This is a genomic window from Allobosea spartocytisi, from assembly GCF_014764685.1.
Taxonomy (GTDB): Bacteria; Pseudomonadota; Alphaproteobacteria; order Rhizobiales; family Beijerinckiaceae; genus Allobosea; species Allobosea spartocytisi.
Map to the genome: position 1 here is coordinate 129741 of NZ_JACXWY010000008.1, position 26923 is coordinate 156663.

The window sequence follows — 26923 nt, forward strand, 5'->3', positions numbered from 1 at the left end:
CAATGGGCAAGGTCATCGTGGTCACATCGGGCAAGGGCGGCGTCGGTAAGACGACCTCCTCCGCCGCGCTGGGCGCTGCACTCGCACAGGGCGGCGAGAAGGTCGTCGTGATCGATTTCGACGTCGGCCTGCGCAATCTCGACCTCGTCATGGGCGCCGAAAGGCGCGTGGTCTACGACATCGTCAACGTCATCCAGGGCGAGGCCAAGCTGACGCAGGCGCTGATCCGCGACAAACGGGTCGAGACGCTCTATCTGCTGCCGGCCTCGCAGACGCGCGACAAGGACAATCTGACGGCCGAGGGCGTCGCGGCGGTGATCGGCGCGCTGAAGCAGAGCTTCGACTGGGTCATCTGCGACAGCCCGGCCGGCATCGAGCGCGGGGCGACGCTGGCCATGCGCCATGCGGACATCGCCATCGTCGTGACCAATCCGGAAGTCTCATCGGTGCGCGATTCCGACCGCATCATCGGCCTGCTCGACTCCAAGACGCTGAGGGCCGAGAACGGCGAGCGCGTCGAGAAGCACCTGCTGCTCACCCGCTACGACCCCGCCCGCGCCGAGCGCGGCGACATGCTCAAGGTGGACGACGTCCTCGAGATCCTGTCGATCCCGCTGCTGGGCATCATCCCGGAGAGCATGGACGTGCTGCGCGCCTCCAATATCGGCTCGCCCGTCACGCTTGCAGACGACCGCAGCGCGCCGGCGATCGCCTATTTCGAGGCCGTGCGCCGGCTTAAGGGAGAAAGCCTCCCGGTCGCGATCCCCGGCGAGAAGCGAGGCTTCTTCGGCAAGTTCTTCGGAAGGAAAGCGGCATGAATCTGCTCCGTCTTTTCTCCCGCTCGCCATCGGCTCCGGCAGCTCGCGAGCGACTGCAGGTCCTGCTGGCGCATGAGCGCGCCGCCGTCGGCGATTCCGACCTCGTCACCAAGCTGCGCGACGAAATCCTGCGCGCCATCTCGAAGCACATGCAGGTCGATGACGAGAAGGTCACCGTCAGGATGGAGCGCGGCGCCCAGGTCTCGACGCTGGCCGTCGACATCGAGATCCCGTTCGACGCGGGCAAGAAGGCGGCCTGAGGGCCGCCTTTCACACATCGCGGCCTCAGGGCTTCCTCAGGCGACGACGAAGCCGTGGGCGAAGGGGTCGCGGTCGTCGATGAAGATGGTGTTGTAGCCGGTCATCCGGGCCCAGCCGGCGACGGAGGGGATGATGGCCTCGCGGTTCGCCACCGTCGCCGCCGCCTCGACGCGGCCCTTGAACAGCGATCCGATGATCGATTCGTGCACGAACTCGTCGCCGACCTTGAGCTTTCCCTTGGCGGCGAGCTGCGCCATGCGGGCCGAGGTGCCGGTGCCGCAGGGCGAACGGTCGATCGCCTTCTCGCCGTAGAACACGGCGTTGCGGGCATGGGCTTCCGGCTTGGTCGCCTGGCCGGTCCACAGGATGTGGCGGAGGCCCGTGATCTCGGGGTGTTCCGGGTGGACGAACTCGTATTTGGCGTTGAGCGCGGCGCGCAGCCTTGGTGACCAGCCGACCAACTCGCCGGCGGTGTGGTCGGCGATGTCGCGGAAGTTCTTCTGCGGATCGACGATGGCGTAGAAATTGCCGCCATAGGCGATGTCGACGACGATCTCGCCGAGGCCTTCGACATCCACGGTCAGTCCCTCGGCATGGAGGAAGCCCGGCACATTGGTCAGGCGGACCTCCTCGACGAAGCGGCCCTCCTGGCGATAGCTGATATCGACCTTGCCGGCGGGGGCGTCGATCGAGAGCCTGCCCGGTTCGCGCGGGGTGATCAGCCCGTTCTCGATGCCCATGGTGATCGTGCCGATGGTGCCGTGGCCGCACATCGGCAGGCAGCCCGAGGTCTCGATGAAGAGCACGGCGACGTCGCAATCGGGCCGGGTCGGCGGGTAGAGGATCGAGCCCGACATCATGTCGTGGCCGCGCGGCTCGAACATCAGGCCGGTGCGGATCCAGTCGAATTCGCGCATGAAATGGGCGCGCTTCTCGAGCATGTTCGCGCCTTCCAGCAGCGGGCCGCCGCCGGAAACGAGGCGCACCGGATTGCCGCAGGTATGGCCGTCGATGCAGGAGAAGGTATGGCTGGCCATGGGATACGCCTCTCAGAAGCGCTGCGGGGAGAAGGGGACGATGTCGACGGCGGTTGGCCGGTCTGTCAACAGGTCAGCGACGAGCCGGGCGGTGCCGGCCGATTGCGTCAGGCCGAGATGGCCATGGCCGAAGGCATAGACCACGCGGGCTGAGGCCCGCGCCCGGCCGATCGCCGGCAGGCTGTCCGGCAGCGAGGGGCGGAAGCCCATCCATTGCACGCCGCCCTCGGGGTTGAGGCCCGGCAGGAAGGTCCGGGCCTTGGCCAGCATCGCCTCCGAACGGCGGAAATTCGGAGGCAGGTCCAATCCGCCGAGCTCGACGGCACCGCCGACGCGGATGCCGGTCGAAAGCCGGGAGACGACGAAGCCGTGGCCGCCGAAGGTGATCTGCGTGCGCAGGTCGAAGGCGTCGGGGGGCAGGGTGGTGTTGTAGCCGCGCTCGGTTTCGAGCGGGATGCGCTCGCCGAGGCTGCGGGCAATGCGGTGGGAGAAGGCGCCGGCGGCGAGGACGACCTTCGCGGCCTGACGGGAGATACCGTCACGGGCGCGGATTTCGATGCCGTCGCCCTGCGGCGCCAGACCCACGACGTCCAGCCGCTCGATCGTGCCGCCCTTGCGCCGGAAATGCTCGGCCAGAGCGAGCGTGTAGAGCTTGGGATCGGCGATCGAATACCAGCCCGGCGTGAAGGTACCGTGGCTGAAGCGCGGTGCGAGGCCTGGCTGGATGTCGGCGATGCCGGCGGCATCGAGGTGGCGGAATTCGATACCGTGCGCCTCGCGGGCGCGCCAGCCGGGGAGGGAGGCCTTGAGCTCGGCTTCGCCCTCATAGACCTGGAGATTGCCGTCCTTGCGCAGCATGCCGAGCGTGCCGCTCTCGCGCAGGAAGGGTTCGAGCTCGGCTTTGGACAGGTCCATCAACGCGGTCTGCGCGGCGGTGGAATGCGCGACGCGGGCGGGCGCGCAGGCTCGCCAGAAGCGGAACATCCAGGGTGCGATCCGCAGCGCATAGGCCGGGGGCACCGAGAGTGGCCCGAGCGGGTCGAGCAGCCATTGCGGCGCCTTGCGCAGAATGCCGGGCGAGGCGAGCGGCAGGATGTCGGTGAACGCGAAGGCGCCGGCATTGCCGGCCGAGGCGCCTGCCGCCGGCCCCTCGCGATCCAGCACGACGACGGAGAGGCCGCGCCCCTGCGCCGCGATCGCGGCGGAGAGGCCGACCACGCCGGCGCCTATGACGATGACATCGGGAGCGGCCATCGGGTGGGCGCTGCCGTCAGGCGGCGTGCTTCCGCGCGGCGCCCGGCTGCTTCGACCAATCCGCGTACCAGGCGTCGAAGAGCTTGAGCTGCGTCTCGGCATAGCCGCGCTGGCTGTCGCTCAACGCATCGGTTTCGTTGAAGTGCAGCGCGTATTCCGCATCGCCCTTCAGCACCATCATGTGCTTGAAGAAGAGAACGAGGTCCGGGCCTTCGTCGAAAGAGGAGAGCACGGTCAGCGCCTGCTCCAGCTCCAGCGCGAGCCGGCGCGCCTCGGCATCGCCCTTGGCGGCGGCTTCGGACAGCTTGCAGAGATGGATCACCTCCTTCGGCAGCACATTGCCGATGCCGGTGATCGCGCCGGTGGCGCCGCAGTTCACATAGCCGTGGAAGACGGCGGTATCGACGCCGATCATCAGCGAGACGCCGTCATCGCGGCTGGTGATGTTCTCGGCCGCGTAGCGCATGTCGGCCGGGCCGCCGAATTCCTTGAAGCCGACGAGGTTGGGATGCTCGGCGCGGAGAGCAAAGAACAGCTCGGCGCGGGTGGCGAAGCCGTAATAGGGGCTGTTGTAGATCACCGCCGGCAGGTCGGGGGCAGCGGTGAGGATCGCCTTGAAATGAGCCTTCTGGGCGGCGATGACCGAACCGCGCGAGAGCACGCGCGGGATTACCATCAGGCCCTGGGCGCCGACCTTCCGGGCATGGGCGGCATGGGCGACGGCGGAGGCGGTGTTGACCGCGCCCGTGCCGACGATGACCGGGATGCCGGCCTTCACCAGACGCTCGACGCCTTCCATGCGCTGGGCGTCGGTGAGCAGGGGCCAATCACCCATCGAGCCGCAATAGACCACCGCGGACATGCCCGCGGCGATGAGCTCCTTGCCCTTGCGCACCAGCGCGTCGAAATCGGGCGTGCGGTCCGCCTTGCAGGGCGTCATCAGCGCGGGGATCACGCCGGAGAAAATCTTGGCCTTCATCTCGATCTCCTTCTGGCTGCCGGTCGGCGGAGGCTCGCGCCGCGTCGGGGCGCCTCTCCATGCCCCTTCCTAGCATCTTGCATATTATTTGTCGACAAGAATTCGGGCGAGCGTTCTAGAGCGGGATTTCGAGTCGTTTCTCGCCGACCATAAGCTTCTGAATTTGCTCGACGATCTGTTCGGCATGGGCCTTGCCGAGACGCTCCGCCGCTGCCGTGTCGCGCGTGACGATCGCGGCGATCATCGCCTCGTGCTCATCGACGAATTGCTGCGGCAGCCGGTCGTCATAGGATTGGTAGTAGAGCCTGAGGAAGCGGCGGCCCTCGTCGAGGAGGCGGCTGAACAGGCTGTTGAAATAGGGGTTGCGGCCGGCTTCCGCGATCGCGGCATGGAAGGCGGCGTTGGTCGCGATCATCGCCAGCGCATCCTGTGCCGCGACGGCGGCGGCGAACTCGGCCTGCCGGGCGCGGATCGCCTCCAGATCAGCGGGCCGGTGGTTCTGGGCGGCGAGCTGGGTCGTGACCCGATACATCAGCGTCAGCGCGTCAAAGAAGGGCGCCATGTTGAGGAAGTCGAGATTCGCCACCATGGTCGAGCGGTTCGGCAGCGTGTCGATCAATCCTTCGCCGGCCAGCCGCACCAGCGCCTCGCGGATCGGCGTGCGCGACATCTGGAAGCGCTCGGCGAGCTGCACCTCGTCGATCGGGCTGCCCGGCGGCAGGACGAGGTCGAGGATCTCGTCGCGCAGCAGGTCGTAGACGACTTTGACGCCCGAGCCGCGCTTGCGCTCCGGGGCGGGGGCTGGTGTCTTCGTCGCGCTCATCCACAGTCCTCTTGCGGGCCCTCTTGTCGACAAGAGGCATACGGGTGGGACGGCGGCGGATCAATCGGCGCGGCGAGGGGGGCGGACCCAGCTCACTGGGTGAGGTCCGCCGCATGCCGGGCAAAGGCGGCAGCCAGGCGCCCGGTTTCGGCGGCGTTGTCGGCGGAAGCGTTGCCGGCCCGGGCGCGCGCCGCGATGCCCTCGAAGATCACGGCCCAGCGGAACAGGGCGAAGGCGAGGTGGAAGGGCTGCAGCGTCTGGCCGTGGCGGGCTTCGGCTGCATAGAGGGAGGTGAAGCCAGCGAGATCGGGCAGGCCGAGCGCTGCGAGATCGAGCCCTTCGATGCCGCCATACTCGTCCGGCCGCGACAGCCAGGCGATGGCGGAATGGGCGAGGTCGGCGAGCGGGTGGCCGAGCGTCGAGAGTTCCCAGTCGAGCAGGGCGACGATGCGCGGTTCGGTCGGATGGAACATGGCATTGCCGATGCGATAGTCGCCATGGACGAGGCTGACGGTCTCGTCGGCCGGGATATGCTCCGGCAGCCAGGCACGGAGCCGGTCGATATGGGCGTCGTCGCGGCTGCGGGACAATTCCCATTGCCGGCCCCAGCGCGCGATCTGGCGGGCGAAGTAATTGCCGGGCTTGCCGTAATCGGCGAGACCCACCGCCGCGACATCGACATTGTGCAGCGCCGCCAGCGTGGTCGCGAGCGAGGCGTACATCGCGTTGCGCTCTGCGGGGGAAAGGCCGGGCAAAGTGCAGTCGTGGAAGACGCGGCCCTCGACCTTCTCCATTAGGTAGAAGGGCGTGCCGAGGATGGTGCGATCGTCGCAATAGAGCAGGGCGGGGGGCACCGGCACATCGGTTTGGGCGAGCGCGCTGATCACGCGATATTCGCGGTCGATGGCGTGAGCTGAAGGCAGAAGATCGCCCGGCGGCTGCTTGCGCAGCACCAGCGCGCGCTCGTCATAGGTGACGAAGAAGGTCGGGTTGGACTGGCCGCCGCTGATCTGCTGCAGCCGCATCGGGCCGGACAGCCCCTCCACGGCGCCGCGCAGGAAGCGGTCGAGGATGGCGGCGTCGAAGCCGGGATCGGGCTGTCCGGCGGGAGCGATCATGCGCCAGCGACCGGCCAGCGCCAGAAGGCGTCGCCTTCCTTGTCGAGGAAGCGATTGAGGACCATCTGGTGGACCTCATCGGCGCCGTCGACCAGCCGTGCCTGGCGGGCGTAGCGGTAGATCCATTCGAGGACGGTGTCCTTGGAATAGCCGCGCGCGCCGTTGATCTGGATCGCCATGTCAGCCGCTTCGTGCAGCGTGTTGGCGGCCTGAACCTTGGCCATCGAGACCTCCTTGCGGGCCTGCCCGCCACGGTCGAGCTCCCAGGCCGCCTTCATCACCAGGAGGCGGCCGATCTCGATCGCCATGGCGGTGCGGCCGAGCTTGAGCTGGATGCTTTCACGGTCGGCGAGGCGGATGCCGAAGCCCTCGCGCGTCGCGGCATAGGCGCGGGCGATCTCGACGCTGCGCTTGGCGAGGCCGAGCCAGCGCATGCAATGGGTCAGGCGTGCGGGGCCGAGCCGGATCTGCGTGACCTTGAAGCCGTCGCCCTCGCCCATCAGCACATCCTCGGCCGCGACGCGCAGACCGTCGAAGGCGATCTCGCAATGGCCGCCATGCTCTTCGGGCCCCATGATCGGGATGCGGCGGACGATCTCCCAGCCCGGCTGGTCGCGGTGGAAGAGGAAGGCGGTCAGGCCGCGGCGCGGATCGTCGGAGGTGCGGGCGATGACGATGAGATGCACCGCCTCTTCCGCGCCGGTGATGAACCATTTGCGGCCGTAGAGCTTCCAGGAGCCATCGGCCTGCTTCTCGGCTCGCGTACGGATCATGGTCGGGTCGGAGCCGCCGCCGGGATGTGGCTCGGTCATGGCGAAGGCGGAGCGGACCTCGCCGGCCACGATCGGCGCGAGCCAGCGGCGCTTCTGGTCGGGCGTCGCCACCGCCTCCAGAACCATCATGTTGCCGTCGTCGGGCGCGGCCGAGTTGAACACGACCGGGCCGAAGATCGAGCGGTTCATTTCCTCGTAGCAGACCGCCATGCCGACGCGCCCGACACCGAGCCCACCCGTCTCCGGCTTGAGCTGAAGGCACCAGAGCCCGGCCGCGCGGGCCTTCGCCCGCAACTCCGCCAATGCGGGCAAGGCAATGTTCTCATGCGCGTCCCAGCTCGCGGGATCGGCTTCGCGCGGGATGATCTCGCTCTCGACGAAGGCCGCGATCCGCTGCCTCAGATCCTCGAGCTCCGGTGAAATCGTGAAATCCATCGTCGGTCCAGGCTGATGAGGGAGGGAGAGGCGGCAGGCCGCTAGGCGCTCTTGCCAGCCGTGAGATAGGCGGCGAGGCCCGCGGTCGAGGAATCATGGCTGGCGCCGGGCGCCTTGCCCTCGATCACCGGCAGCAGCGCCGTCGCCAGCTCCTTGCCGAGTTCGACGCCCCATTGGTCGAAGGCGTTGATGTCCCAGATCGCCGCCTCGACGAAGACGCGGTGCTCGAACAGCGCGACGATCCGGCCGAGCGCGAAGGGATCGAGCTTGCGATAGGCGATGGTCAGCGAGGGGCGATTGCCGGGGAAGACCATATGCGGGGCGAGCGCTTCCAGCTTTTCGGGAGCAAGGCCCCGTTTGGTGAGCTGCGCTTTCGTCTCGTCGAGCGTGCGGCCTTTCATCAGGGCTTCGCTCTGGGCGAGACAATTGGCGATCAGCAGGCGCTGATGGTGGGCGAGGTCGGGATGATGGCCCTCGGCCGCGATCAGGAACTCGCAAGGCACGACGTCGGTGCCCTGGTGGATGAGCTGGTAGAAGGCGTGCTGGCCGTTGGTGCCGGGCTCGCCCCAGACCACGGGGCCGGTCGGTCGCTCCACCGGCGTGCCGTCCTTGCGCACGCGCTTGCCGTTCGATTCCATGTCGAGCTGCTGGAGATAGGCGGGCAACCGGACAAGGTGCTGGTCGTAAGGCAGGATGGCGCGGGAGGGATAGCCGCAGACATCGCGATGCCACAGGCCGATCAGGCCCATGAGGACAGGCAGGTTCTTGTCGAGCGGCGCGGTGCGGAAATGCTCGTCGACCGCATGGGCGCCGGCGAGGAAGGCGCGGAAGTTCTCCGACCCGATCGCGATCATCACCGGCAGGCCGATCGCCGACCAGACCGAATAGCGGCCGCCGACCCAGTCCCAGAAGCCGAAGACGCGTTCCGGCTGGATGCCGAAGGCGGCGACCTTGTCGAGTGCGGTCGAGACCGCGGCGAAATGGGCGCCGACCGCCGCCTCGCCGAGCGCGCCGGCCAGCCATTTGCGCGCGGTGGCGGCGTTGGTCATGGTCTCGACGGTGGTGAAGGTCTTGGACGCCACGATCACCAGCGTCCGCGCTGGATCGAGCTTCGCGATCGTGTCGGCGATATGGGCGCCGTCGACATTGGAGACGTAGTGCAGGCGCGGGCCGTCATGATAGGGCGTCAGCGCCGCCGTCGCCATCACCGGCCCGAGATCGGAGCCGCCAATGCCGATGTTCACGACATCGGTGAAGCGCCCTCCATCGGCGGCGGCGATGCTGCCGTCGCGCACGCCCTCGGCGAAGGCGAAGAGACGGTCCAGCGTCGCGCGCACCTCGGGCATCACGTCGATGCCGTCGACCAGGATCGGGCGGTCCGACAGGTTGCGCAGCGCGACATGCAGCACGGCGCGGTTTTCCGTGGTGTTGATGGCGGTGCCGGCGAACATGGCGTCGCGCTTGGCCTCGACCTCCGCGGTCTGCGCGAGCTTCAGGAGAAGAGCCAAGGCGTCCGGGGTGACCGAGGTCTTGGAATAGTCCAGAAGCAGATCGTCGAGCCGGGCCGAGAAACCGGCGAAGCGCTCAGCGTCCTCGGCGAAAAAAGCGCGCAGATGGCGTCCTTTCGTCGCGTCGCGGCAGGCCGCCAACGCGCTCCAGATCTCTTCCAACCGCTTCGGCATAGTCGATGCTCCGTTCGTCATGCGCAGGACCATACGACAAGAGCGGCCCGTGCCGACACCTCGACTTGCAACCTTGCCATGCATGGCGGTTTCCGGTCGGCTTCCGCAGCGTGCCCCGCATGCGCCCGGCCGCAAAAAAATCTGCTGACCGGCAACCGAGATCGGTTATTCCTCGGTGTCGTTCGGGGCGGCTGGGCAGCCGGCCGCCACGGATGCCTCAACCGGAGCCGCCGCCTTGAATCCTGTCGCCTTCTCCCGCAACGCGGCGGTTGCCGTCATCACGCTCGACAGTCCTCCGGTGAACGCGCTCGGCGCGGCGGTCCGGGCAGGGCTGGTCGAGGCGATCGGGCGAGCCAATGCGGATGAGGCGGTCAGCGCCATCGTGATCGCGGCGGCCGGCAAGGCCTTCATCGCCGGCGCGGATATCAGCGAGTTCGGCAAGCCGCCGGTGCCGCCGTTCCTGCCCGATGTGCTCGACACGATCGAGCGTTCGCCGAAGCCGGTCGTTGCCGCGATCCAGGGCGTGGCGCTCGGCGGCGGGCTCGAGGTCGCGCTCGCCTGCCATGCTCGGGTCGCCCTGCCGTCAGCGCAGCTCGGCCTGCCCGAAATCAAGCTCGGCCTCATTCCCGGCGCGGGTGGCACGCAGCGCCTGCCGCGGCTGATCGGCGCGGCAAAGGCGTTTCCGATGATGCTCTCGGGTGACCCGATCCCGGCGGGGCGCGGGCTCGAATGGGGGCTGCTCGACGAGGTGGTGTCGAGCGATCTCCTCGCCACGGCGATCCGCGTCGCCGAAGGGCTCGCCGGGGAGGGGCGCCGCCCCGTCACCAGCGCTGCCGTCGACAAGCTCACCGAAGCCGACCGCGCCGCTTTCGAGGTTCAGGCGAAAGACGCGCTGCGCAAGGCGGGCGAGATGCCGAATGTGCCGGCGCTGGTCGAGGCGGTCCGCAACGTCTTCCTGCTGCCGTTCGAGGAGGGATTGGCGGCCGAGCGCAAGCTGTTCCTCGCGCTCGTTGACGACCCGCGCTCGAAGGCTCTGCGCCATGTCTTCTTCGCCGAGCGCGAGATCGCGAAGGTGCCGGGCATCGGGCCCGAGGTGAAGCCGCGCCCCATCGCCAGCGCCGCCGTGATCGGCGCGGGCACGATGGGCGGCGGCATCGCCATGTGCTTCGCCAATGCCGGCATCCCGGTGACGCTGATCGAGACGGCGCAGGCACCGCTCGACAACGGCGTGAACCGCATCGCCGCGATCTACGATATCTCCGTCCAGCGCGGTTCGCTGACGCCGGAGGCGCGGGCGGCGCGGCTGGCGCTGATCAAGCCCGTGGTCGGTCTCGCCGGGGCGGCTGGAGCCGATATCGTGGTCGAGGCGGCTTTCGAGGAGATGGGCGTCAAGCAGCAGATCTTCGGCGAGCTCGACAAGGTGACGAAACCCGGCGCGATCCTGGCCAGCAACACCTCCTATCTCGACGTGCCCACCATCGCGGCCGCGACGAAACGCCCGCAGGACGTGCTCGGCATGCATTTCTTCAGCCCGGCCAATGTGATGAAGCTGCTCGAAGTGGTCAGGCCGAAGGGCGTGGCGGACGATGCGATCGCGACTGCCGTCGCGCTCGGGCGCAAGCTCGGCAAGGTGCCTGTCGTCGTCGGAAACGGCTTCGGCTTCGTCGGCAACCGGATGCTGGAGCAGCGCACGCGCGCGGCCGAGCGTTTGCTCGTCGCGGGCGCGTTGCCCTACGAGGTCGACCAGGCGCTGGTCGATTTCGGCTTCAAGATGGGCCCCTTCGCCATGGCCGATCTCGCCGGCAACGATATCGGCTGGCGCTCGCGCAAGGCGCGGGGCCTGAAGGCTCCCGTCGCGGATGCGATCTGCGAGGCCGGCTGGTTCGGGCAGAAGACCGGGCGCGGCTATTATCTCTACCCGCAGGGCGCGCGCGCCGGCCAGCGCTGCCCGGAGGTCGAGGCGCTGATCCAACGCATCTCGGCCGAGCAGGGCGTGACGCGCCGGGCCTTCTCGCAGGCGGAGATCCTGGCACGGCTGCTCGACCCGATGGTGAACGAGGGCGCGCGCATCCTCGAAGAGGGCATTGCGGCGCGGCCGGGCGACATCGATGTCGTCTGGATCAACGGCTACAACTGGCCGGCCTGGCGCGGCGGGCCGATGTACTGGGCCGACGGCGTCGGGCTCGACGTGATCGCCAAGCGGCTGGAGGCGCAGGCGGCCGAGAGCGGCGACAAGGCGTTGGAGCCGGCACCGCTGCTCAAGCGCCTCGCGGCCGAAGGCAAGGGATTCGCAAGTTTCGGTGCCGCGGCAGGCTGAGCCGGATCGGCGCGGCTCAGCCTGCCGCGGCTCGAAACTCCGGGGCGACGACCCAGCCAGACCGCGATCTGCGCTGGGAAATCCCGACAAGGCGACCGAGCGTTTCCGGGAAGCGACGCCGCATCGGTGCTCTCTGTCGAAAACCTTTTTCCGCTATTGACCCTCCCGTCGCGAAGGAACAGAAGGGGCCGTTTGCGAACTTGACAGGTGCCTCGTCTCACGCCGCGCGCGGCGAACGATGGCGCTCAGACCGGAGAAATCGACGCCATGGCCAATCTGTTCACCGCCGCCGATCGGTCGGTCCTCGCGCGCGAAGCGGCCAAGATGTTCCTCGAAATCAATGCGGTCCATTTCTACAAGGACAAGCCCTTCGTCTTCACCTCCGGCTGGGCAAGTCCGGTCTATACCGACTCGCGCAAGATCATCTCCTATCCGCGCCTGCGCTCGGCGCTGATGGATTTCGCCGCCTCGACCATCGTGCGCGACATCGGCTACGAATCGATCGACAATATCGCCGGTGGCGAGACCGCCGGCATTCCCTTCGCCGCCTGGATCGCCGAGCGGCTGATGCTGCCGATGCAGTATGTCCGCAAGAAGCCGAAGGGCTTCGGGCGCAATGCCCAGATCGAGGGCGAGGTCGTGGTCGGCGCGCGCACGTTGCTGGTCGAAGATCTCGCGACGGACGGGCGCAGCAAGGTCAATTTCTGCCAGGCGCTGCGCGATGCCGGCGCCGTCGTCGATCATTGCTTCGTGCTGTTCTACTACGACATCTTCCCGAAGAGCCGCGAGCTCATGGCCGAGATCGGCGTGAACCTGCACTATCTGACGACCTGGTGGGACGTGCTGGCGGTCGCCAAGGAGAGCGGCCATTTCGAGCCGAAGGTGCTGGCCGAGGTCGAGAGCTTCCTGAACGACCCGGCGAGCTGGTCGGCCAGGCATGGCGGCATCTCCGAGTTCGGCCAGGAGAAGTCGGCCTGACGCGGATGGAGCCGGGCAAGCCACTACGCCTCGATGCCGGCCGCCGCGTTTTGCACGACGGGACCGGGCGCTGCTTCGATCCGGCGGCCCGCATCTGGGGCGCCGGGGCTGGGGTTTCCGACGATGTGGCGATCTCTCCCACCGAAGCCCTGCGCTGGCTGCAGCGGGAGAGCGGCAAGGCCGTGCGTGTCCCCGTCGCGGTGATCGGGACGCGGACGCCGACCGCATCGCAGGACGCCATGGCCGAGCATATGGGCGCCCTGCTCGCCGGGCACGGCGTCACGGTGCTCTGCGGCGGCCGCTCGGGCGTGATGGAGGCGGTCTGCCGCGGCGTCGAGGGCGCCGGAGGATTGTCGATCGGTTTGCTGCCTGACGATGAGCCGGCGGCGGCCAATCCCTACGTCACCGTGCCATTGGCGACCGGCATCGGCGTGGCGCGCAATGCGTTGATCGCGCGGGCGGCCTTCTGTCTCGTCGCTATCGGCGGCGGCTACGGCACCCTGTCGGAAATCGCCTTCGCGCTTCAGTTCAAGCGGCCGGTCTTCCTGCTCGATGGGGCGCCGGCGGTCGAAGGCGCGGTGCGCTGCGCCGATGCCGAGGAGGCGCTTGCGCAGGTCGCGCGGGTTTTTCTCGCGCTCTGAGGTGAACGGCATATCGCCCGGTTGACGCGGCAGCCGGTGCCGCTCCACCCTCCGGCGCGATGCTTCGTGCCGGGCCTTCTGTCGCCGGCGGGGGCGGATGAGCGGATGGAGATCATGGCAGCAGCTTCCCCGACGGTGGTTTTCGATGTGGGCAATGTGCTGATCCGGTGGGATCCGCGCCTGCTCTACCGGGACCTGATTCCCGATCCGGAGCGGCTCGACTGGTTCATGCAGAATGTCTGCACCGCCGCCTGGAACATCGAGCAGGATCGCGGCCGCTCCTGGGAAGAGGCGGTGGCGTTGCTGGTGGCTGAGCACCCGGAATGGGAGCGCGAGATCAGGGCCTATGACGAGCGCTGGCATGAGACCGTACCCGGCATCATCGAGGACAGCGTCGCGACGCTGAAGGAGCTGAAGGCGCGCGGTGACAAGGTCTACGCCATCACCAATTTCTCACGCGAGAAATGGGCGGAGAGCCTGATCCGCTTCCCCTTCCTGCAATCCTTCGACGGGGTCGTGGTCTCGGCGCATGAGCGGCTGATCAAGCCGGACCCGGCGATCTTCCACGTGCTGCTGGAGCGCTACGGCCTCGCTGCCGGTGACTGCATCTTCGTCGACGACAGCGCCAAGAACATCGCCGCCGCCGACGGTGTCGGCATGCGGACGGTGCATTTCGTCGAGCCGATCGATCTGCGCGCAGCGCTGCGGGAGCGCGGATTGGCGCTCTGACCGTCGCGACAAAATTTTCGGGAGGAACGCATGGGCGATGGGCAAGCGAAGGGGCGCGGCATCGCCGGCGGCCTCACCAATTACGGCGACCCGGAGTTCGCCGCCTATCTGCGACGCTCCTTCGCGCGTTCGATGGGCTATTCCGACGAGGCGCTGGCGCGGCCGATCGTCGGCATCGCCAACACCTATAGCGGCTTCAACAACTGCCACCGCCATTTCCCGGAATTGCTGGAGGCGGTGAAGCGCGGCGTGCTGATGGCCGGCGGCTTGCCGGTGGAATTCCCGACGATCTCGCTGGGCGAGGTCTTCCTCAATCCGACCAGCCTCAAATTCCGCAATTTGATGGCGATGGACACCGAGGAGATGATCCGCGCCCAGCCGATCGACGCCGTGGTGCTGATGGGCGGCTGCGACAAGACCGTGCCGGCGCAGCTCATGGCGGCGCTCTCCGCCAATGTGCCGACGGTGCAGCTCGTCGGCGGGCCGATGTCGACCGGGCGCCATCGCGGCGAGCGTCTCGGCGCCTGCACCGATTGCCGCCGCTTCTGGGCGCGCTACCGCGCCAGCGAGATCGACGCCGCCGAGATCGAGGCCGTCGAGGGACGGCTCGCCACCACCGCGGGTACCTGCGCGGTGATGGGAACGGCGAGCACGATGGCCTGCATCGCCGAGACGCTGGGGCTGGCGCTGCCGCGCTCGGCGGCGATCCCGGCCGTTCATGCCGACCGGCTGCGCTGCGCCGAGGAGAGCGGCCGGCGGGCGGTGGAACTGATCGGCACCCAGACGCTGCGGCCGCGCCAGATCGTCACTGAAAAGGCGATCGAGAATGCCTGGCGGGTGCTGCTGGCGATCTCAGGCTCGACCAACGCCGTCATCCATCTGACCGCCGTCGCGCGGCGCGCCGGCGTCAAGGTCGACCTCGACCGCCTCAACCGGCTCTCGGATGAGACGCCGGTGCTGGTCAATCTGAAGCCGGTCGGCGCCAATTACATGGAAGACTTCTTCGCGGCTGGCGGCGTGCCGGCGGTCCTGCGCGAATTGCGCGACCTGCTGCATCTCGATGCGCTGAGCGTGACCGGCAAGACGCTGGGCGAGCTCATCGATGCGCCGCTGGTCGAGGCGCTCGATCGCGGCGTCATCCGGTCGCGCGCGGAGCCGGTCGATCCCGATGGCGGCCTCGTCGCGGTTTTCGGGACGCTGGCGCCGCGCGGTGCGATCGTGAAGCGGGCGGCGGCCGAGAAGCGCCTGCTGGAGCATGAAGGCCGCGCCGTCGTCTTCGCCTCGCTGGAGGATCTCGCGGCCCGGATCGACGATCCCGACCTCGATGTCGAGCCCGATGACGTGCTGGTGCTGCAGAATGCCGGGCCGCGCAGCAGCGCGGCGATGCCGGAAGCCGGCTATCTGCCGATTCCACGCAAGCTCGCGGCGCGCGGCGTCAAGGACATGGTCCGTATTTCCGATGCGCGCATGTCCGGCACCGCCTATGGCGCCATCGTCCTGCATGTCGCGCCGGAAGCGGCTGTTGGCGGGCCGCTCGCGCTGGTGCGCAATGGCGACCGGATCAGGCTCAGCGTCTCCGAGAGGCGGCTCGACCTGCTGGTCGGCGAGGCGGAGCTGGCGGCGCGGCGCACGGCACGGCCGCCTGCGGTCGAGGTCGAACGGCGCGGCTACGACAAGCTCTATGACAGCCATGTGCTGCAAGCGGACGAGGGCGTCGATTTCGATTTCTGCTGAGGAGGTCGTCAGAGCCGGATCGTCGCGGCGTCGGGCAGGCCGGTAGCGTTGTGGCTCGACATCACGACGATGCGGTCGTCGAGACGCTCGACGAGGCGTGCCAGGATGCGCTGCCCCTGATCGGCGCGCAGATGCTCGGTCGGCTCGTCGAGCAGGATAAGCGGCTTCGTCGAAAGCCAGGCGCGGGCGAGGTTGAGCCGCTGCGCCTCGCCGAGCGAGAGCATGTCCTGCGCGATCCAGCCGTCCAGACCGCCGGCGGCATCGATGCGATCGGCCATCTCCACAGCTTCGAGCGCCTGCCAGAGCTCTTCGTCGGGGAGGGCGGGTGCGAAGAGATTGGCCCGCACCGTGTCGGTGAGGATCGCGGCGTCATGCGGGCAGAACATCGCCATCCTGCGCCGGTCCTCGGCCGATAGCGGGCCGGTCTCGCTCTCCATGCTGTCCTGCCCGATCCAGCCGGCGATCTGCTTGAGCAGGCTGGTCTTGCCGGCACCGCTCGCGCCGGTGAGGATCGTCGGCCGACCGGCCGTCAGCGCGAGCGTGAGCCTGGCGCCGAGCGGGCGCCTGTCCGGGGCGCGGCGCTGCATCGACGTGTGGAGGGCTGTGAGCCCTGCCGGTGACCGTGTCGGAGAGTGCGCCGGTTGCGTCGCTGTGCCGATCCAGCGCTCGATCTCCGCCTTCGCGGCCCGGCGGCGCAAGGCGGCGACGACCATGCGCGAGGGGCCTTGTGCCGTCTCGGCGAGCGCGATCCAGGAAAAGGCGAGGAAGGCCGGGATCAGCAGAGCCTCGCCCCGCGCGCCGGCGAACCAGGCCGCGGCGAAGATGCTGACGCCGGCGACGGGGCCAAGCAGCGAGGCCAGCGCATCGAGGCCGGCCTGAGCGAGCCGCAGGGCGTGCTGGGCTTCCTCGGCTTGCGAGAAGCGGCCGAGCGCATCGGTGCAGCGGCCGGCCCAGGCTTTTTCCGCTTGCAGCGGGACGGCCGAGGTCAGGGCCGCCCCGAATTGCTGCGCGGCCTGGCGCCGTAACAGGCGGGTTTGCGCCCATGAGGTGGCACCGGCTCGCGCGAGCTGCTGCGCCATGGCGCCGAGCGCGCAGAGCAGCGCGATGATGGGGGTGAGAGCCAGCGGCGCGACGAAAGCGGTCGCGATCAAGGCGCCGATCAGGCCGGCGGCGAGGAGAAGGGCCGGGAGATCGGCTCGCAGCCGGGCGAGGTCGAGATCCTCGACATCGTCGAGATAGTCGGCGAGACGCGCCTGATCGGCGAGCTGCCAGCCGGCACCGCGCACGGCCGGGGCCGCGGCCATCGCCTCGAACAATCCGACCCGATGCGTCGTCTGATCCGCCAGCGCCGCGTGGTGGCCGGCGAGGCGCTCGCCATAGCGTGCCGCCGTCCGGCCGACCGCGAAGAGGCGCACCAGGGCTCCGGGGATATGGACATTGAAGCTGTAGGCGGCGCTCGTGAGCCCCGCAATGGCGACCGAGCCGAGGAACCAGGCCGACAGCCCGCCCAGCAGGACACCGCATAGCAGCGCCGCGGCGGCAAGCATCCCGGCATAGCGCCACAGCTTGCGAGCAGCGGCGGCTCGCGTTGCGGCGTTGTCCGTCATGCTGCTTCCTCCAGAGAGGCGGTCGCATCGAGCGCGATGCGCCGATCGGCCAGCGCGATCAGCTCGGGGTCGTGGCTCGCGACGATGACGAGCCGGCTGTTCGCCATGTCGAGCAGGGCGCGGCGCACCGCATCGGCCGTCGCCGGGTCGAGCTTGGCGGTCGGCTCGTCGGCGATGACCGTGCGCTGGCTGACGAGCGCGCGGGCGAGCGCAATCCGCAGTCTCTGGCCGCCGGAGAGATTGGCGCCGCCCTCGCCGATACGGGCCGCGAGGCCGCCGGGCAGCAAGGCGTCGTCGAGCAGGCCGATGCAGGCTGCAGCCTCGCGCAGGCGGGTCGGGCAGGGGGCGTCGAGCCCGTTGCCGATGGCCTCGGCCAAGGTGCCGGTCGCGACGAAGCTGTCGGTCGCGATCCAGACGCAGCCCTGCGGCATTGTCCATGGCGAAGGCGTCGGCCCCGCCTCGATGCCGGCGAGCCGGCGCAGCAAGGTCGATTTGCCGGCCCCGCTCGGACCGGAGATGACGAGGAGGCCGCTGGGCGGCATCGTCATTTCCGACAATGCCCGCTCGACCGCCGGCAGGGCCGGCGTGAGAGCATGTTCGGCGTCGAGCAGCTGGTCGAGCGCGGCCGCGGCGGCGAGCCCCTCGGCCTTGGCGTGGTACTGCTCGGAAAAGCGGCGGAAGGGCGCGAAATAGTCCGGCGCGATCATCAGGATGAAGAGGCTCTGCCAGAGTTCGAGACCGGAGAAGCCGGGAATCGTGGCGAGTCCGAGATGGCCGAGGCCGAGGAAGACGGCGAGCATCGCGATCGAGAGCGAGGCGAAGAAGTCGATCAGCCCGGCATTGATGAAGGCGATGCGCAGCACACCCAGGGTCTTGCCGACATAGGCGTCGAGCCGGCCGGCGAGCTTGGCCTCCTCCCCTGCCAGCGCATCGTTGGCGAGGATGGTCGGGAGGGTGCGGATGCGGTCGGCGAACTGGCCGGCGAGATGGCTGAAGGCCTTCTCTTGCGCGTCGGCGCGGCTGCGGATGGTCTCGCCGACCAGCGCGAAGAACAGGATCATCACCGGCGTCAGGACGAGAACGAGCAAGGCCGCCTGCCAGGAGACGACGGCGAGCGCGACCGCCGCCATGAGCGGACCGATCGCCATCATCAAGCTGGCGGCGCGGTGACCGATGACGAGGCCCGCCACCGCCTCGGGATGGCGCTGGAGGCCGACCGTGACGCTGCCGGCCGCGAGCGCGCGCAGCCGGCCCGCCGGCATGGCTTGCAGCCTTTCGATGGCGGCGTCGCGCAGTGAAGTCGAAACCTCCGTCTCGGCCCGTGCCTGCGCGCGATCGGCCATCAGCCCGGCGACGGCGGCGCCCGGCACGGAGATCGCCAGCGCAGTCAGGAGCGAGGTCTCGAATGGCTGCTCCATGATCAGCTTGCCGAAGAGCACGGCCATCGACGCCGCGGCGGCGAGGCGCAGCGCGGTGCGGGCGAGCTGCCAGCCGAGCACGCGGCCGAGCCCTGCGCTGCCGAGACGCCGCGCCCGGGCGAGCGCCGCGAAGGCGTCATGGCTTTCGCCGCGACGGTCAGGCCGGTCTTCCGCTGTGACGGGCTGCTCCATGTCCCTTCTCTCGCATGACGCGGCGCATGCTCGCTTGATCCAGATCAAGAGGCTCGACGGGGAGTGCGGCTACAAGAGAGCGTCCCGAAAGGATGATGCCATGGTCGATCCGCTCCTCGTCGATTTATCCCGCCTGCAGTTCGCGCTGACGGCCCTCTATCATTTCCTCTTCGTGCCGCTGACGCTCGGCCTCTCCATCCTGATTGCGATGATGGAGACGGTCTATGTCATGACCCGCCGGCCGATCTGGCGGGACATGACGAAGTTCTGGGGCGTGCTGTTCGGCATCAACTTCGCGCTCGGCGTCGCGACCGGCATCACCATGGAATTCCAGTTCGGCATGAACTGGGCCTATTACTCGCATTATGTCGGCGACGTGTTCGGGGCGCCGCTGGCAATCGAGGGCCTGATGGCCTTCTTCCTCGAGGCGACCTTCGTCGGCCTGTTCTTCTTCGGCTGGGACAGGCTCTCGCCGCGCGCCCATCTGATCGTGACCTGGCTGATGGCGCTGGGCACGAATTTCTCGGCGCTGTGGATCCTCATTGCCAATGGCTGGATGCAGAACCCGGTCGGCGCCGCCTTCAACCCCGACACGATGCGCATGGAAGTCACCGACTTCATGGCGGTGATCTTCAACCCCGTCGCGCAGGCGAAGTTCGTGCACACCGTCTCGGCCGGCTATGTCTGCGCCGCCACCTTCGTGCTCGGCGTCTCCGGCTGGTACATGCTGCGCGGCCGGCATGTACAGCTCGCCAAGCGCTCCTTCGTCATAGCCTCGGCCTTCGGCCTCGCCTCGGCGCTCTCGGTCATCGTGCTCGGCGACGAGAGCGGCTATGCGCTCACCGACAACCAGAAGATGAAGCTCGCCGCGATCGAGGCGATGTGGGAGACCGAGCCGGCCCCGGCCTCCTTCACCGCCATCGGCTTCCCCAGCCTTGCCGATCGCAAGACCCATTTCGCCATCCATATCCCCTGGGTGATGGGGCTCATCGGCACGCGCTCGGTCGACACGCCGATCCCCGGCATCAACGAGCTGGTGCAGCGGGCCGAGGCGCGCATCCGCGACGGGCTCGTCGCCTATGACGCGCTGGAGAAGATGAAGGCCGATCGCAATGACGGCGTCGCCCGCGCGGCCTTCAAGGCCTCCTCGCATGATCTCGGCTACGCGCTGCTGTTGAAGCAATTCGTCGCCGATCCCCGGCAGGCGACCGAGCAGCACATCAAGGACGCCGCCTGGTCGACCGTGCCGGGCGTGCCCTGGCTGTTCTTCGGTTTCCGCCTGATGGTGCTGTGCGCCTTCATCCTGCTCGGCGTCTTCGCGGTCTCGCTCTGGCACACCATCCGCGAGTCGGAAGCGCCGCGCTGGCTGTTCCGCATGGCGCTTCTGGCGATGCCGCTGCCCTGGATCGCGATCGAGGTCGGCTGGTTCGTCGCCGAGTTCGGTCGCCAACCCTGGATCATCGAGGGCGTGCTGCCGACCTTCCTCGCGACCTCCGAGCTCGGCGTCTACAACCTGCTGCTCACCATCGCCGGCTTCACCCTTCTCTACGGCACGCTCGCCGTCATCGAGGTCAAGCTGATGCTCGCCGCCATCCGCAAAGGGCCCGATGTCGCCGATGTGGTCGAGGGGCTGCGGCCGAGGCGACCGGGGCAGCCGGGGCCGCACGCCGTCGCGCCCTATCCCGCCGAGTGACCGGACGCCAAGCCAAGGATCACGATGATGATCGACTTTCTCTTCTCCTATGAAACGCTGCGGCTGGTCTGGTGGGTGCTGCTCGGCGTCCTGCTGATCGGGTTCGCCGTGATGGACGGCTTCGACATGGGCGTGGGCACGCTCCTGCCCTTCGTCGCGAAGGAAGACATCGAGCGGCGGGTGGCGATCAACACGATCGGCCCGGTCTGGGAGGGCAACCAAGTCTGGTTTATCCTGGGCGGCGGCGCGATCTTCGCGGCCTGGCCGGCGCTCTACGCGATGAGCTTCTCGGGCTTCTACCTCGCGATGTTCCTGGTGCTGTGCGCGCTGATCCTCAGGCCCGTCGGCTTCAAATACCGCTCCAAGAAGCCCGATCCGGCCTGGCGCGCGCGCTGGGACTGGGCGCTGTTCATCGGCGGCGCGGTTCCCTCGCTGATCTTCGGCGTCGCGGTCGGCAACACGCTGCAGGGCGTGCCCTTCCATTTCACGCCGGATCTGCGGCCGATCTACGAGGGTAATCTCTTCGGCCTGCTCAATCCGCTCGCCTTGTATTGCGGGCTGGTCTCGCTGGCGATGCTGACGATGCATGGCGCCGCCTGGCTGACCTTCAAGGCCGACGGGGCCGTCGCCGGCCGGGCCCGCGATTTCGGCACGATGGCGGCGTTCCTGACGGCCCTGCTGTTCGCCGGCGGCGGGGTGCTGGTCTGGCTCGGGCTGCTCGGCGGCTATCGCGTGACCTCGCCGATCGTCTGGGACGGGCCGTCGAATCCGCTGCTGAAGACCGTCGTCGCCGATCCCGCCGCCTGGCTTGCGAATTTCCGGGCGCATCCCGCGCTCTGGGCGGTGCCGGCGCTCGGCGTCGTGGCGCCGCTGCTGGCGGCGATCGGCTTCCGGGCGCGGTGGGAGGGGCTGACCTTCCTCGCCTCCAAGCTCGGCGTCGCCATGATCGTGGCGACGGTCGGCGTCGCGATGTTCCCGATCCTGCTGCCCTCGAGCAGCAATCCCGGCCATTCGCTCGCGGTGTTCGATGCCTCGTCGAGCCGCGCCACGCTGCGCAACATGCTGCTGGCGACGGTGATCTTCATGCCGCTGATCCTGGCCTACACCGCCTGGGTCTACAGCGTGCTGTGGGGCAAGGTCACCGAGAAGAGCGTCGAGGACGCCGGCCATTCGGCCTATTGATCCGGACAGGAGTGAACGCGCCATGTGGTATTTCGCCTGGATTCTCGGCCTCGGCCTCGCCGCCTCCGTCGGCATCCTGAACGCGCTGTGGTACGAGCTGCGCACCGTGCGTGAGGAGCCGGCGAAGGCAACCGTGCCGCTGCCGACGCCCTGACCGGCGGGCCGGCCATGGCGCGGCATGCAGCCAGCGGCGGCGGACAGAGTGGGGCCGGCTTCGTCCCGCATATCGACATGGCGCGCGGCCATGCGCGGATGCTGGAAATCTGCGACGCGCTGGAGCAGCTCGCCGACGACCTGCCCTCCCATGTCGACCGGCTGCGCTGCCTGATGCTGGGGAACAGCCTGGTGCCGCTGATCGACGCCTGCCACCGCTTCGAGGAGCGCTCGGTCTTTCTGGCTTTCGCGACGTCGCGGCGCAACGCCGGGATCGTGAACCGGCTCAGGGCCGAACATGTGCAGGATCGCTGTGCCGCCGAGGACCTCAGCGAAGCGCTGCTGGCCTATGGCAATGGCCGGCCGATCGCGAATCCGGAGGCCTTCGGCTACATGCTGCGGGCGCTGTTCGATTCGATGCGCCGGCACATCGCCTTCGAGCAGGACTGCATCCTGTCGGCGCTGCCCGGGCCGGATGGGCGCTGAGGCGCGCGACCGTCCGGTCAATCCCCCGAAGAGGCGGCGAGCTTGCGGATGTCGTCGAGGATGACGTGGCGGTTGTGCTCGATGCTGATCGCGCCCTCGGTGCGCAGGCGCGTGAATTGTCGGCTGACGGTCTCGATGGTCAGCCCGAGGAAATCGGCGATCTCGGCCCGCGACAGCGGCAGGTCGAAGGCGACGGCGCGCTGCCCCGGCTGCATCGTCGGGTCGATATTGCGCGCGATCATCAGCAGGAAGCTTGCGACCTTCTCTGCGGCGGTCTTGCGGCCGAGCGTCACCATCCAGTCCCGCGCCTGATCGAGCTCCTTCAGGGTCTGCTGCAGCAGGCGATGCTCCAGATCGGGCTGCGCCACCATCATCCGCTCGACGGCCGCGCGAGGGAAGGAGCAGAGCTCGACATCGGTCGCAGCCTCGGCGGTGAGCGTGCTCTCGGTCCGGAAGGGCCTGCCGACGAAATCCGGCGCGAATTGCAGGCCGACGATCTGCTGCCGGCCGTCGGAGAGCATCTTCGTCAGCTTCACCACGCCGGACAGGACGTTCGCGTAGCTCTCGACGTTCTCGGCCTCGCCGATCAGCTCGGCACCCTGCTCGGCTCTTCGCTTCGAGGAGGCTTTCGCCAGCTGGGTGAGCTGCTCGGCCGTCAGCGAGCCGCAGATGCCGCGGTGGCGCGCCTCGCAGGAGGCGCAAAGGGCCGGAAATCCGGTTGTATGAATGTCTTCGCGCACGGTGAAGTACCTTATCCCGATCCGCGCTGCGCGGCCAACTCGGCAGGCCGTCCACGATGCCGCAGGATGAGGCCCGTCGTTATGACACCGGGGAAAACTCTCTCGATCCGCCGCGCGCGGCACGGGTTTCCTGGCGCGGGGCCGGGCCGGTATGCTCAACCATCGGACTCAGGATCAATTTCAGGATCATCCGGACGTGACGATGCCCCGCCCTGTCCCGCTGAACGGACGAATCAAGCTGCGCCATCTGGTGTGCTTCCTGGAGGTGGCGCGGCTGAAGAGCGTGGTGAAGGCGGCCGCTCTGCTTGGATTGAGCCAGCCGGCCATCTCCAAGACGGTTCAGGAGCTGGAGGACGCGCTCGGGGTTTCGCTGTTCGAGCAGAACCGCCGGCCGATGATGCTGACCGGGCCGGGAGAGGTCTTCCTGCGCTATGCCGGATCGAGCGTGACGGCGCTCAGGCAAGGCATCAGCATGGTCGGGCGCGACGGCGCCAATACGGATGTCGCCTTCTCCGTCGGGGCGCTGCCGACCGTTTCCGCGCATATGCTGCCGCGTGCGCTCGCGCAGGTCATGGAGCGCCATGGCGCGATGCGCCCGCGTGTCGTGACCGGGCCGAACGACGTGCTGATGTCCCAGCTCAGGCTGGGCGACCTCGATCTCGTCATCGGCCGCATGGCGGACCCGGAGACGATGCGGGGCTTTGCCTTCGAGCATCTCTATTCCGAGCGGATCGCGCTGGTGGTCGGTCCGCACCATCCGCTGCTGGCATCCTCGCCTTTCGACATCGCCGGGGTCGCCCGCCATCAATGGCTGCTGCCGCCGCCGGGCTCGGTGATCAGTTCCACGGTGGAGCGCTATCTCGTCGCCCATGCGCTGGAGCCGGCAGCCGGAGTGATCGAGACGGTCTCGGATGCCTTCGCGCGCAATTATCTGCGCCTCACCGACGGAATCTGGTTCATCTCGGAAGGCGTCGTCGCGGAGGATGTCAGGACGGGCTGGCTGTCCGTGTTGCCGGCCGATACGAGCGATACGTTCGGCCCGGTCGGCCTGACGACGCGGACCGATACGGCATTGCCGCTGCCGGCGCAGCTTCTGGCCGCGGCGCTGCGGGAGCTCGTGGCGCAACGGGCCATGGACACGGCCCCGCACGGTTGAGTGCGACCACGAGCGGGGTTGCCCTCGCCGGCCCGGACCCTATATCGGCGCGGTGACCATGCCCGATAGCCTCATGTCCGATACGCCGATCCAGAGCCGCTCCTTCCGTTTTCCCGGAGTGCTGAACTCCAGCGAACTGCTCGTCGCCGAAGCGGTCCATGCCCGCGCCTGGGCGTCGCTCGACCATGACGGACGGCTGGATCCGGAGCTGGAAACCGATGCCAAGGCCCGTCTCGGGCGGATCGTGCTGCGCCTCATCGGCGCGCCGCCTGCTTCCGTTACGGACCTGGCCACCGCGGCCGTCGAGGAATTCAAGGCGACCCGCCCGACCGGCCCCGAAGCGTAGAGCCGGCCGAGCCGAATCGACTCAGTGAGCGGCCATGTCGAGCGGCGGCTCGACATCGTCCGTGATCGGGTTGGCGAAGGGGTTGCCCGCGCGGAAGCTGGCGAACTCATCCTTCGCGGCCTTGAGCAGGGCGGGGTCGTTCAGCACATCCTGGGCGACGCCGGCCATGGCCTTGGCCGCGAGCGCGAGACCCTTATGCGCCGCCGGCGCCAGGCCTTGCGCGACAAGCTGCCAGGAATGGCCGGGCGTGCCGACCGCATAGCAGGCGGCGCGGCACTGGACGGTGGGGACGACCCAGCTCACCGTGCCGACATCGGTGGAGCCGACGAAGGAATCGCTGCCGGAGCCGAGCGGGTAGATCTCGTCGCTCAGCGATTCGCCCGCCTTCGGCTTCAAGCCGAAGCGGGCATAGGAGGAGGCGATGTCCTCGCCATTGAGGGTCTTCTGGAACTTTGCCGCGAAAGCCTGATCGGCCGCGTCGAAGCCGGGGCCGCCCAGCGCCTGCAGATTGGCATGCATCGCTTCCTCGAGCGGGCGGTTGCCGACGAGATTGGCGTCGCCCGAAAGCTGCTTGGCTGCGACCTGCGTCTCCGTCATCAGCGCGGCGCCCTCGGCGATCTTCTTCACGCGGGCGACGAGGCTCCACATCTCCGACAGGTTGGCGGCCCGGATGAGCTGGCGTGTCGTCGCCGTCGCCTGCACCACGTTCGGCGCGATGCCGCCAGCGTTGATGATGGCGTAGTGCACGCGGGCCGTCGATGGCATGTGCTCGCGCATGTAGTTGACGCCGATATGCATCAGTTCGACTGCATCGAGCGCCGAGCGGCCGAGATGGGGCGCGGCGGCGGCGTGCGAGGCCCGTCCGGTGAAGGTGAACTCGACCTCGACGCAGGCCAGCGAGAACGGCCGGTTGACCCCGGTGAAAGAGGCCGGGTGCCAGCACAGGGCGATGTCGACATCGCCGAAGGCGCCGGCGCGGACCATGAAGCCCTTGGCGGAGCCGCCTTCCTCGGCGGGGCAGCCATAATAGCGCACCCGGCCCTTGAGCCCGTTGGCCGCGAGATAGTCCTTGACCGCGGCGGCCGCGAGCAGCGAGGCGGAACCCAGCATGTTGTGGCCGCAGCCATGGCCATCGCCGCCCTTCTGAACCGGCGTCTCGCTCGCGATGCCGGCCTCCTGGCTCAGGCCGGGCAGGGCGTCGTACTCGCCCATGATCGCGATGACCGGGCCGTCCTCTCCCGCTTCGCCGATCAGGGCGGTGGGGATGCCGGCGACATTCTCGGTGATGCGGAAGCCTTCGCGCTCCAGCATGGCGCGGTGCTCGGCCGCGGAACGGACCTCCTGATAATTGAGCTCGGGCATGTGCCAGATGCGGTCGGACAACGCGAAATAGCCCGGCGCCTTGTCGTCCACGCGCTGCCAGACTTCCTTGCTGTTGCTCATCGGAGTTCCTGTTCCCGGATGTAAGTCATCTTTGATATTGGCGCCAATTTCTCGCATAAGGGTCATGGCGCGACAAGCCGAGCCGGATGCGGGGCGGCCGATCGAACGGTGCATGGGGCAACGATGTCTGAGAGCGAGCTGAGCGGTGGGGCCGTTCGCGGCAAGAATCGCGGCAAGAGCGCGAAGGCGCGTGCGGAGCGTCACGAGGCCCTGGCGAATCTCCTCGCGGCGGAGATCCAGTCCGGTGCGCTTTCCCCCGGCCAATGGCTCAAGCAGATCGACATCGAGGAGCGCCATGGAGCCAAGCGCATGGATGTCCGCCGGGCGCTCGACCGGCTGGTGCAGAAGCGGCTGGTCGTGCATCTGCCCAATCGCGGCTACCACGTCTTCAAGCCGGATGGGCGGCTGGCGCAGGAGATCCGGGCCGTGCGGGTCATCCTGGAAACCAGCGCGGTCGACGGCATCGTGGCGCGGGCGCGGGAAGAGGATATCGCGCAGGCGATGCGGCTGGCGCGGCACTTCGAGGCGCTGCTGCTGAACGGCACGGCCATCGACCTGCACGATGCGAACATCGCCTTCCACGAGCATCTGCTCGGGCTGTGCGGCAATCTCGAATTGGCGGCGTTGGTGAAGGAGCTGCGCGGGCGCATCTCCTCGGCCGTGGCCGGGCAATGGCAGAAGCGCAGCCGCATCGAGCAGTCGAACCGCGAGCATCTGGCGATGGTCGAGGCGCTGGCCGCGCGCGACACGGAGGCGCTGCGGCGGCTGGTGGGGGAGCATATCCAGCAGAGCGCGGAATAGGCGCGGGATTCCGCCGATGGCTCATCGGTCCGATTTCGAACGCAAGCGTCATTCTCTCCGGCCGCCGCTGGCATCTGGAGATTGAAGTTTAGATTTGATCGAATTCAGTTTCCTTGCCGAAAAGACA

The 26923-nt window shown here is 68.3% G+C and carries 25 protein-coding genes; 14 read left to right on the plus strand and 11 right to left on the minus strand.

Annotated features, from left to right (window positions below; genetic code table 11):
- Positions 1-2 precede the first annotated feature (2 nt).
- Both minD and minE read left to right on the plus strand, forming a co-directional pair.
- Positions 3-818: a septum site-determining protein MinD gene (minD, locus tag IED13_RS14905; RefSeq protein ID WP_038363487.1), complete on the plus strand. Its 816-nt coding sequence runs from the start codon at positions 3-5 to the stop codon at positions 816-818.
- Positions 815-1078 (plus strand): cell division topological specificity factor MinE, encoded by a 264-nt coding sequence (minE, locus tag IED13_RS14910; RefSeq protein ID WP_038363490.1) that lies wholly within the window; start codon positions 815-817, stop codon positions 1076-1078. Before minD ends, minE begins: the two co-directional genes overlap by 4 nt.
- Positions 1079-1114: 36 nt before the next feature.
- Here minE and IED13_RS14915 read toward each other — a convergent pair whose 3' ends face one another.
- From IED13_RS14915 to pgi, 7 genes are all read right to left on the minus strand, one after another.
- Positions 1115-2116, minus strand: coding sequence for a 4-hydroxyproline epimerase (locus IED13_RS14915; protein ID WP_038363492.1), 1002 nt, complete (start codon positions 2114-2116; stop codon positions 1115-1117).
- A gap of 12 nt (positions 2117-2128) precedes the next feature.
- Positions 2129-3370, minus strand: coding sequence for an NAD(P)/FAD-dependent oxidoreductase (locus tag IED13_RS14920; RefSeq protein WP_113254577.1), 1242 nt, complete (start codon positions 3368-3370; stop codon positions 2129-2131).
- Between the two features lie 16 nt (positions 3371-3386).
- Complete coding sequence (locus IED13_RS14925; protein ID WP_113254576.1) at positions 3387-4349, minus strand: dihydrodipicolinate synthase family protein; 963 nt, start codon at positions 4347-4349, stop codon at positions 3387-3389.
- A 115-nt stretch (positions 4350-4464) separates the two neighbouring features.
- A complete protein-coding gene (locus IED13_RS14930; RefSeq protein ID WP_038363495.1) occupies positions 4465-5172 on the minus strand; it encodes a GntR family transcriptional regulator in 708 nt (235 codons plus the stop codon).
- Positions 5173-5264: 92 nt separating this feature from the next.
- A complete protein-coding gene (locus IED13_RS14935) occupies positions 5265-6290 on the minus strand; it encodes a phosphotransferase family protein (protein WP_191124636.1) in 1026 nt (341 codons plus the stop codon).
- Complete coding sequence (locus IED13_RS14940) at positions 6287-7498, minus strand: acyl-CoA dehydrogenase family protein (protein ID WP_191124637.1); 1212 nt, start codon at positions 7496-7498, stop codon at positions 6287-6289. The genes IED13_RS14935 and IED13_RS14940 overlap by 4 nt, the downstream gene beginning before the upstream one ends.
- A gap of 41 nt (positions 7499-7539) precedes the next feature.
- Positions 7540-9180, minus strand: a complete 1641-nt coding sequence (pgi, locus tag IED13_RS14945; RefSeq protein WP_191124638.1) for a glucose-6-phosphate isomerase — start codon at positions 9178-9180, stop codon at positions 7540-7542.
- Positions 9181-9415: 235 nt separating this feature from the next.
- On the opposite strand from pgi, the gene IED13_RS14950 reads away from it, so the two are divergent.
- The 5 genes from IED13_RS14950 to IED13_RS14970 all read left to right on the plus strand — a co-directional run bounded on the left by IED13_RS14950 (position 9416) and on the right by IED13_RS14970 (position 15579).
- On the plus strand, positions 9416-11497 hold the full coding sequence (locus IED13_RS14950; RefSeq protein ID WP_191124639.1) for a 3-hydroxyacyl-CoA dehydrogenase NAD-binding domain-containing protein: 2082 nt from the start codon (positions 9416-9418) through the stop codon (positions 11495-11497).
- A gap of 267 nt (positions 11498-11764) precedes the next feature.
- Positions 11765-12475, plus strand: a complete 711-nt coding sequence (locus IED13_RS14955) for an orotate phosphoribosyltransferase (RefSeq protein ID WP_038363505.1) — start codon at positions 11765-11767, stop codon at positions 12473-12475.
- A gap of 5 nt (positions 12476-12480) precedes the next feature.
- Positions 12481-13116: a TIGR00725 family protein gene (locus tag IED13_RS14960; RefSeq protein WP_191124640.1), complete on the plus strand. Its 636-nt coding sequence runs from the start codon at positions 12481-12483 to the stop codon at positions 13114-13116.
- Positions 13117-13230: 114 nt separating this feature from the next.
- Positions 13231-13845, plus strand: a complete 615-nt coding sequence (locus tag IED13_RS14965) for an HAD family hydrolase (protein ID WP_038364309.1) — start codon at positions 13231-13233, stop codon at positions 13843-13845.
- Between the two features lie 30 nt (positions 13846-13875).
- Positions 13876-15579 carry an IlvD/Edd family dehydratase gene (locus IED13_RS14970; RefSeq protein WP_113254570.1) on the plus strand — a complete coding sequence of 568 codons (1704 nt, stop codon included), beginning with the start codon at positions 13876-13878 and terminating at the stop codon, positions 15577-15579.
- Between the two features lie 8 nt (positions 15580-15587).
- Here IED13_RS14970 and IED13_RS14975 read toward each other — a convergent pair whose 3' ends face one another.
- Together IED13_RS14975 and IED13_RS14980 are read right to left on the minus strand one after the other, a co-directional pair.
- The gene (locus IED13_RS14975) at positions 15588-17186 is read right to left on the minus strand and encodes an ATP-binding cassette domain-containing protein (protein WP_113254569.1); all 1599 of its coding nucleotides are present in this window, start codon (positions 17184-17186) and stop codon (positions 15588-15590) included.
- On the minus strand, positions 17183-18796 hold the full coding sequence (locus IED13_RS14980) for an ATP-binding cassette domain-containing protein (protein WP_191124641.1): 1614 nt from the start codon (positions 18794-18796) through the stop codon (positions 17183-17185). The genes IED13_RS14975 and IED13_RS14980 overlap by 4 nt, the downstream gene beginning before the upstream one ends.
- Before the next feature lie 100 nt (positions 18797-18896).
- On the opposite strand from IED13_RS14980, the gene IED13_RS14985 reads away from it, so the two are divergent.
- Genes IED13_RS14985 through IED13_RS15000 form a run of 4 tightly spaced genes read left to right on the plus strand, consistent with a single transcriptional unit; the run spans position 18897 to position 22310 of the window.
- Entirely contained in the window at positions 18897-20489 is a 1593-nt protein-coding gene (locus IED13_RS14985; protein WP_191124642.1) for a cytochrome ubiquinol oxidase subunit I, read from the plus strand.
- A gap of 24 nt (positions 20490-20513) precedes the next feature.
- On the plus strand, positions 20514-21671 hold the full coding sequence (cydB, locus tag IED13_RS14990; RefSeq protein ID WP_133560666.1) for a cytochrome d ubiquinol oxidase subunit II: 1158 nt from the start codon (positions 20514-20516) through the stop codon (positions 21669-21671).
- 22 nt (positions 21672-21693) lie between these two features.
- Positions 21694-21825 (plus strand): cytochrome bd-I oxidase subunit CydX, encoded by a 132-nt coding sequence (gene cydX, locus IED13_RS14995; RefSeq protein ID WP_112763656.1) that lies wholly within the window; start codon positions 21694-21696, stop codon positions 21823-21825.
- 14 nt (positions 21826-21839) lie between these two features.
- Positions 21840-22310, plus strand: a complete 471-nt coding sequence (locus tag IED13_RS15000; RefSeq protein ID WP_248312596.1) for a hemerythrin domain-containing protein — start codon at positions 21840-21842, stop codon at positions 22308-22310.
- A 17-nt stretch (positions 22311-22327) separates the two neighbouring features.
- On the opposite strand, the gene IED13_RS15005 is transcribed toward IED13_RS15000, so the two are convergent.
- The gene (locus IED13_RS15005) at positions 22328-23050 is read right to left on the minus strand and encodes a Crp/Fnr family transcriptional regulator (RefSeq protein WP_318652264.1); all 723 of its coding nucleotides are present in this window, start codon (positions 23048-23050) and stop codon (positions 22328-22330) included.
- 202 nt (positions 23051-23252) lie between these two features.
- Here IED13_RS15005 and pcaQ point away from each other — a divergent pair, with 202 nt between their 5' ends.
- A complete protein-coding gene (gene pcaQ, locus IED13_RS15010) occupies positions 23253-24206 on the plus strand; it encodes a pca operon transcription factor PcaQ (protein WP_191124643.1) in 954 nt (317 codons plus the stop codon).
- A 73-nt stretch (positions 24207-24279) separates the two neighbouring features.
- Positions 24280-24552: a hypothetical protein gene (locus IED13_RS15015; RefSeq protein ID WP_142022129.1), complete on the plus strand. Its 273-nt coding sequence runs from the start codon at positions 24280-24282 to the stop codon at positions 24550-24552.
- A gap of 21 nt (positions 24553-24573) precedes the next feature.
- Here IED13_RS15015 and IED13_RS15020 read toward each other — a convergent pair whose 3' ends face one another.
- A complete protein-coding gene (locus IED13_RS15020; protein WP_191124644.1) occupies positions 24574-25995 on the minus strand; it encodes a M20 family metallopeptidase in 1422 nt (473 codons plus the stop codon).
- 123 nt (positions 25996-26118) lie between these two features.
- On the opposite strand from IED13_RS15020, the gene IED13_RS15025 reads away from it, so the two are divergent.
- A complete protein-coding gene (locus IED13_RS15025) occupies positions 26119-26796 on the plus strand; it encodes a GntR family transcriptional regulator (protein ID WP_081925417.1) in 678 nt (225 codons plus the stop codon).
- The last annotated feature ends 127 nt before the right edge of the window (positions 26797-26923 follow it).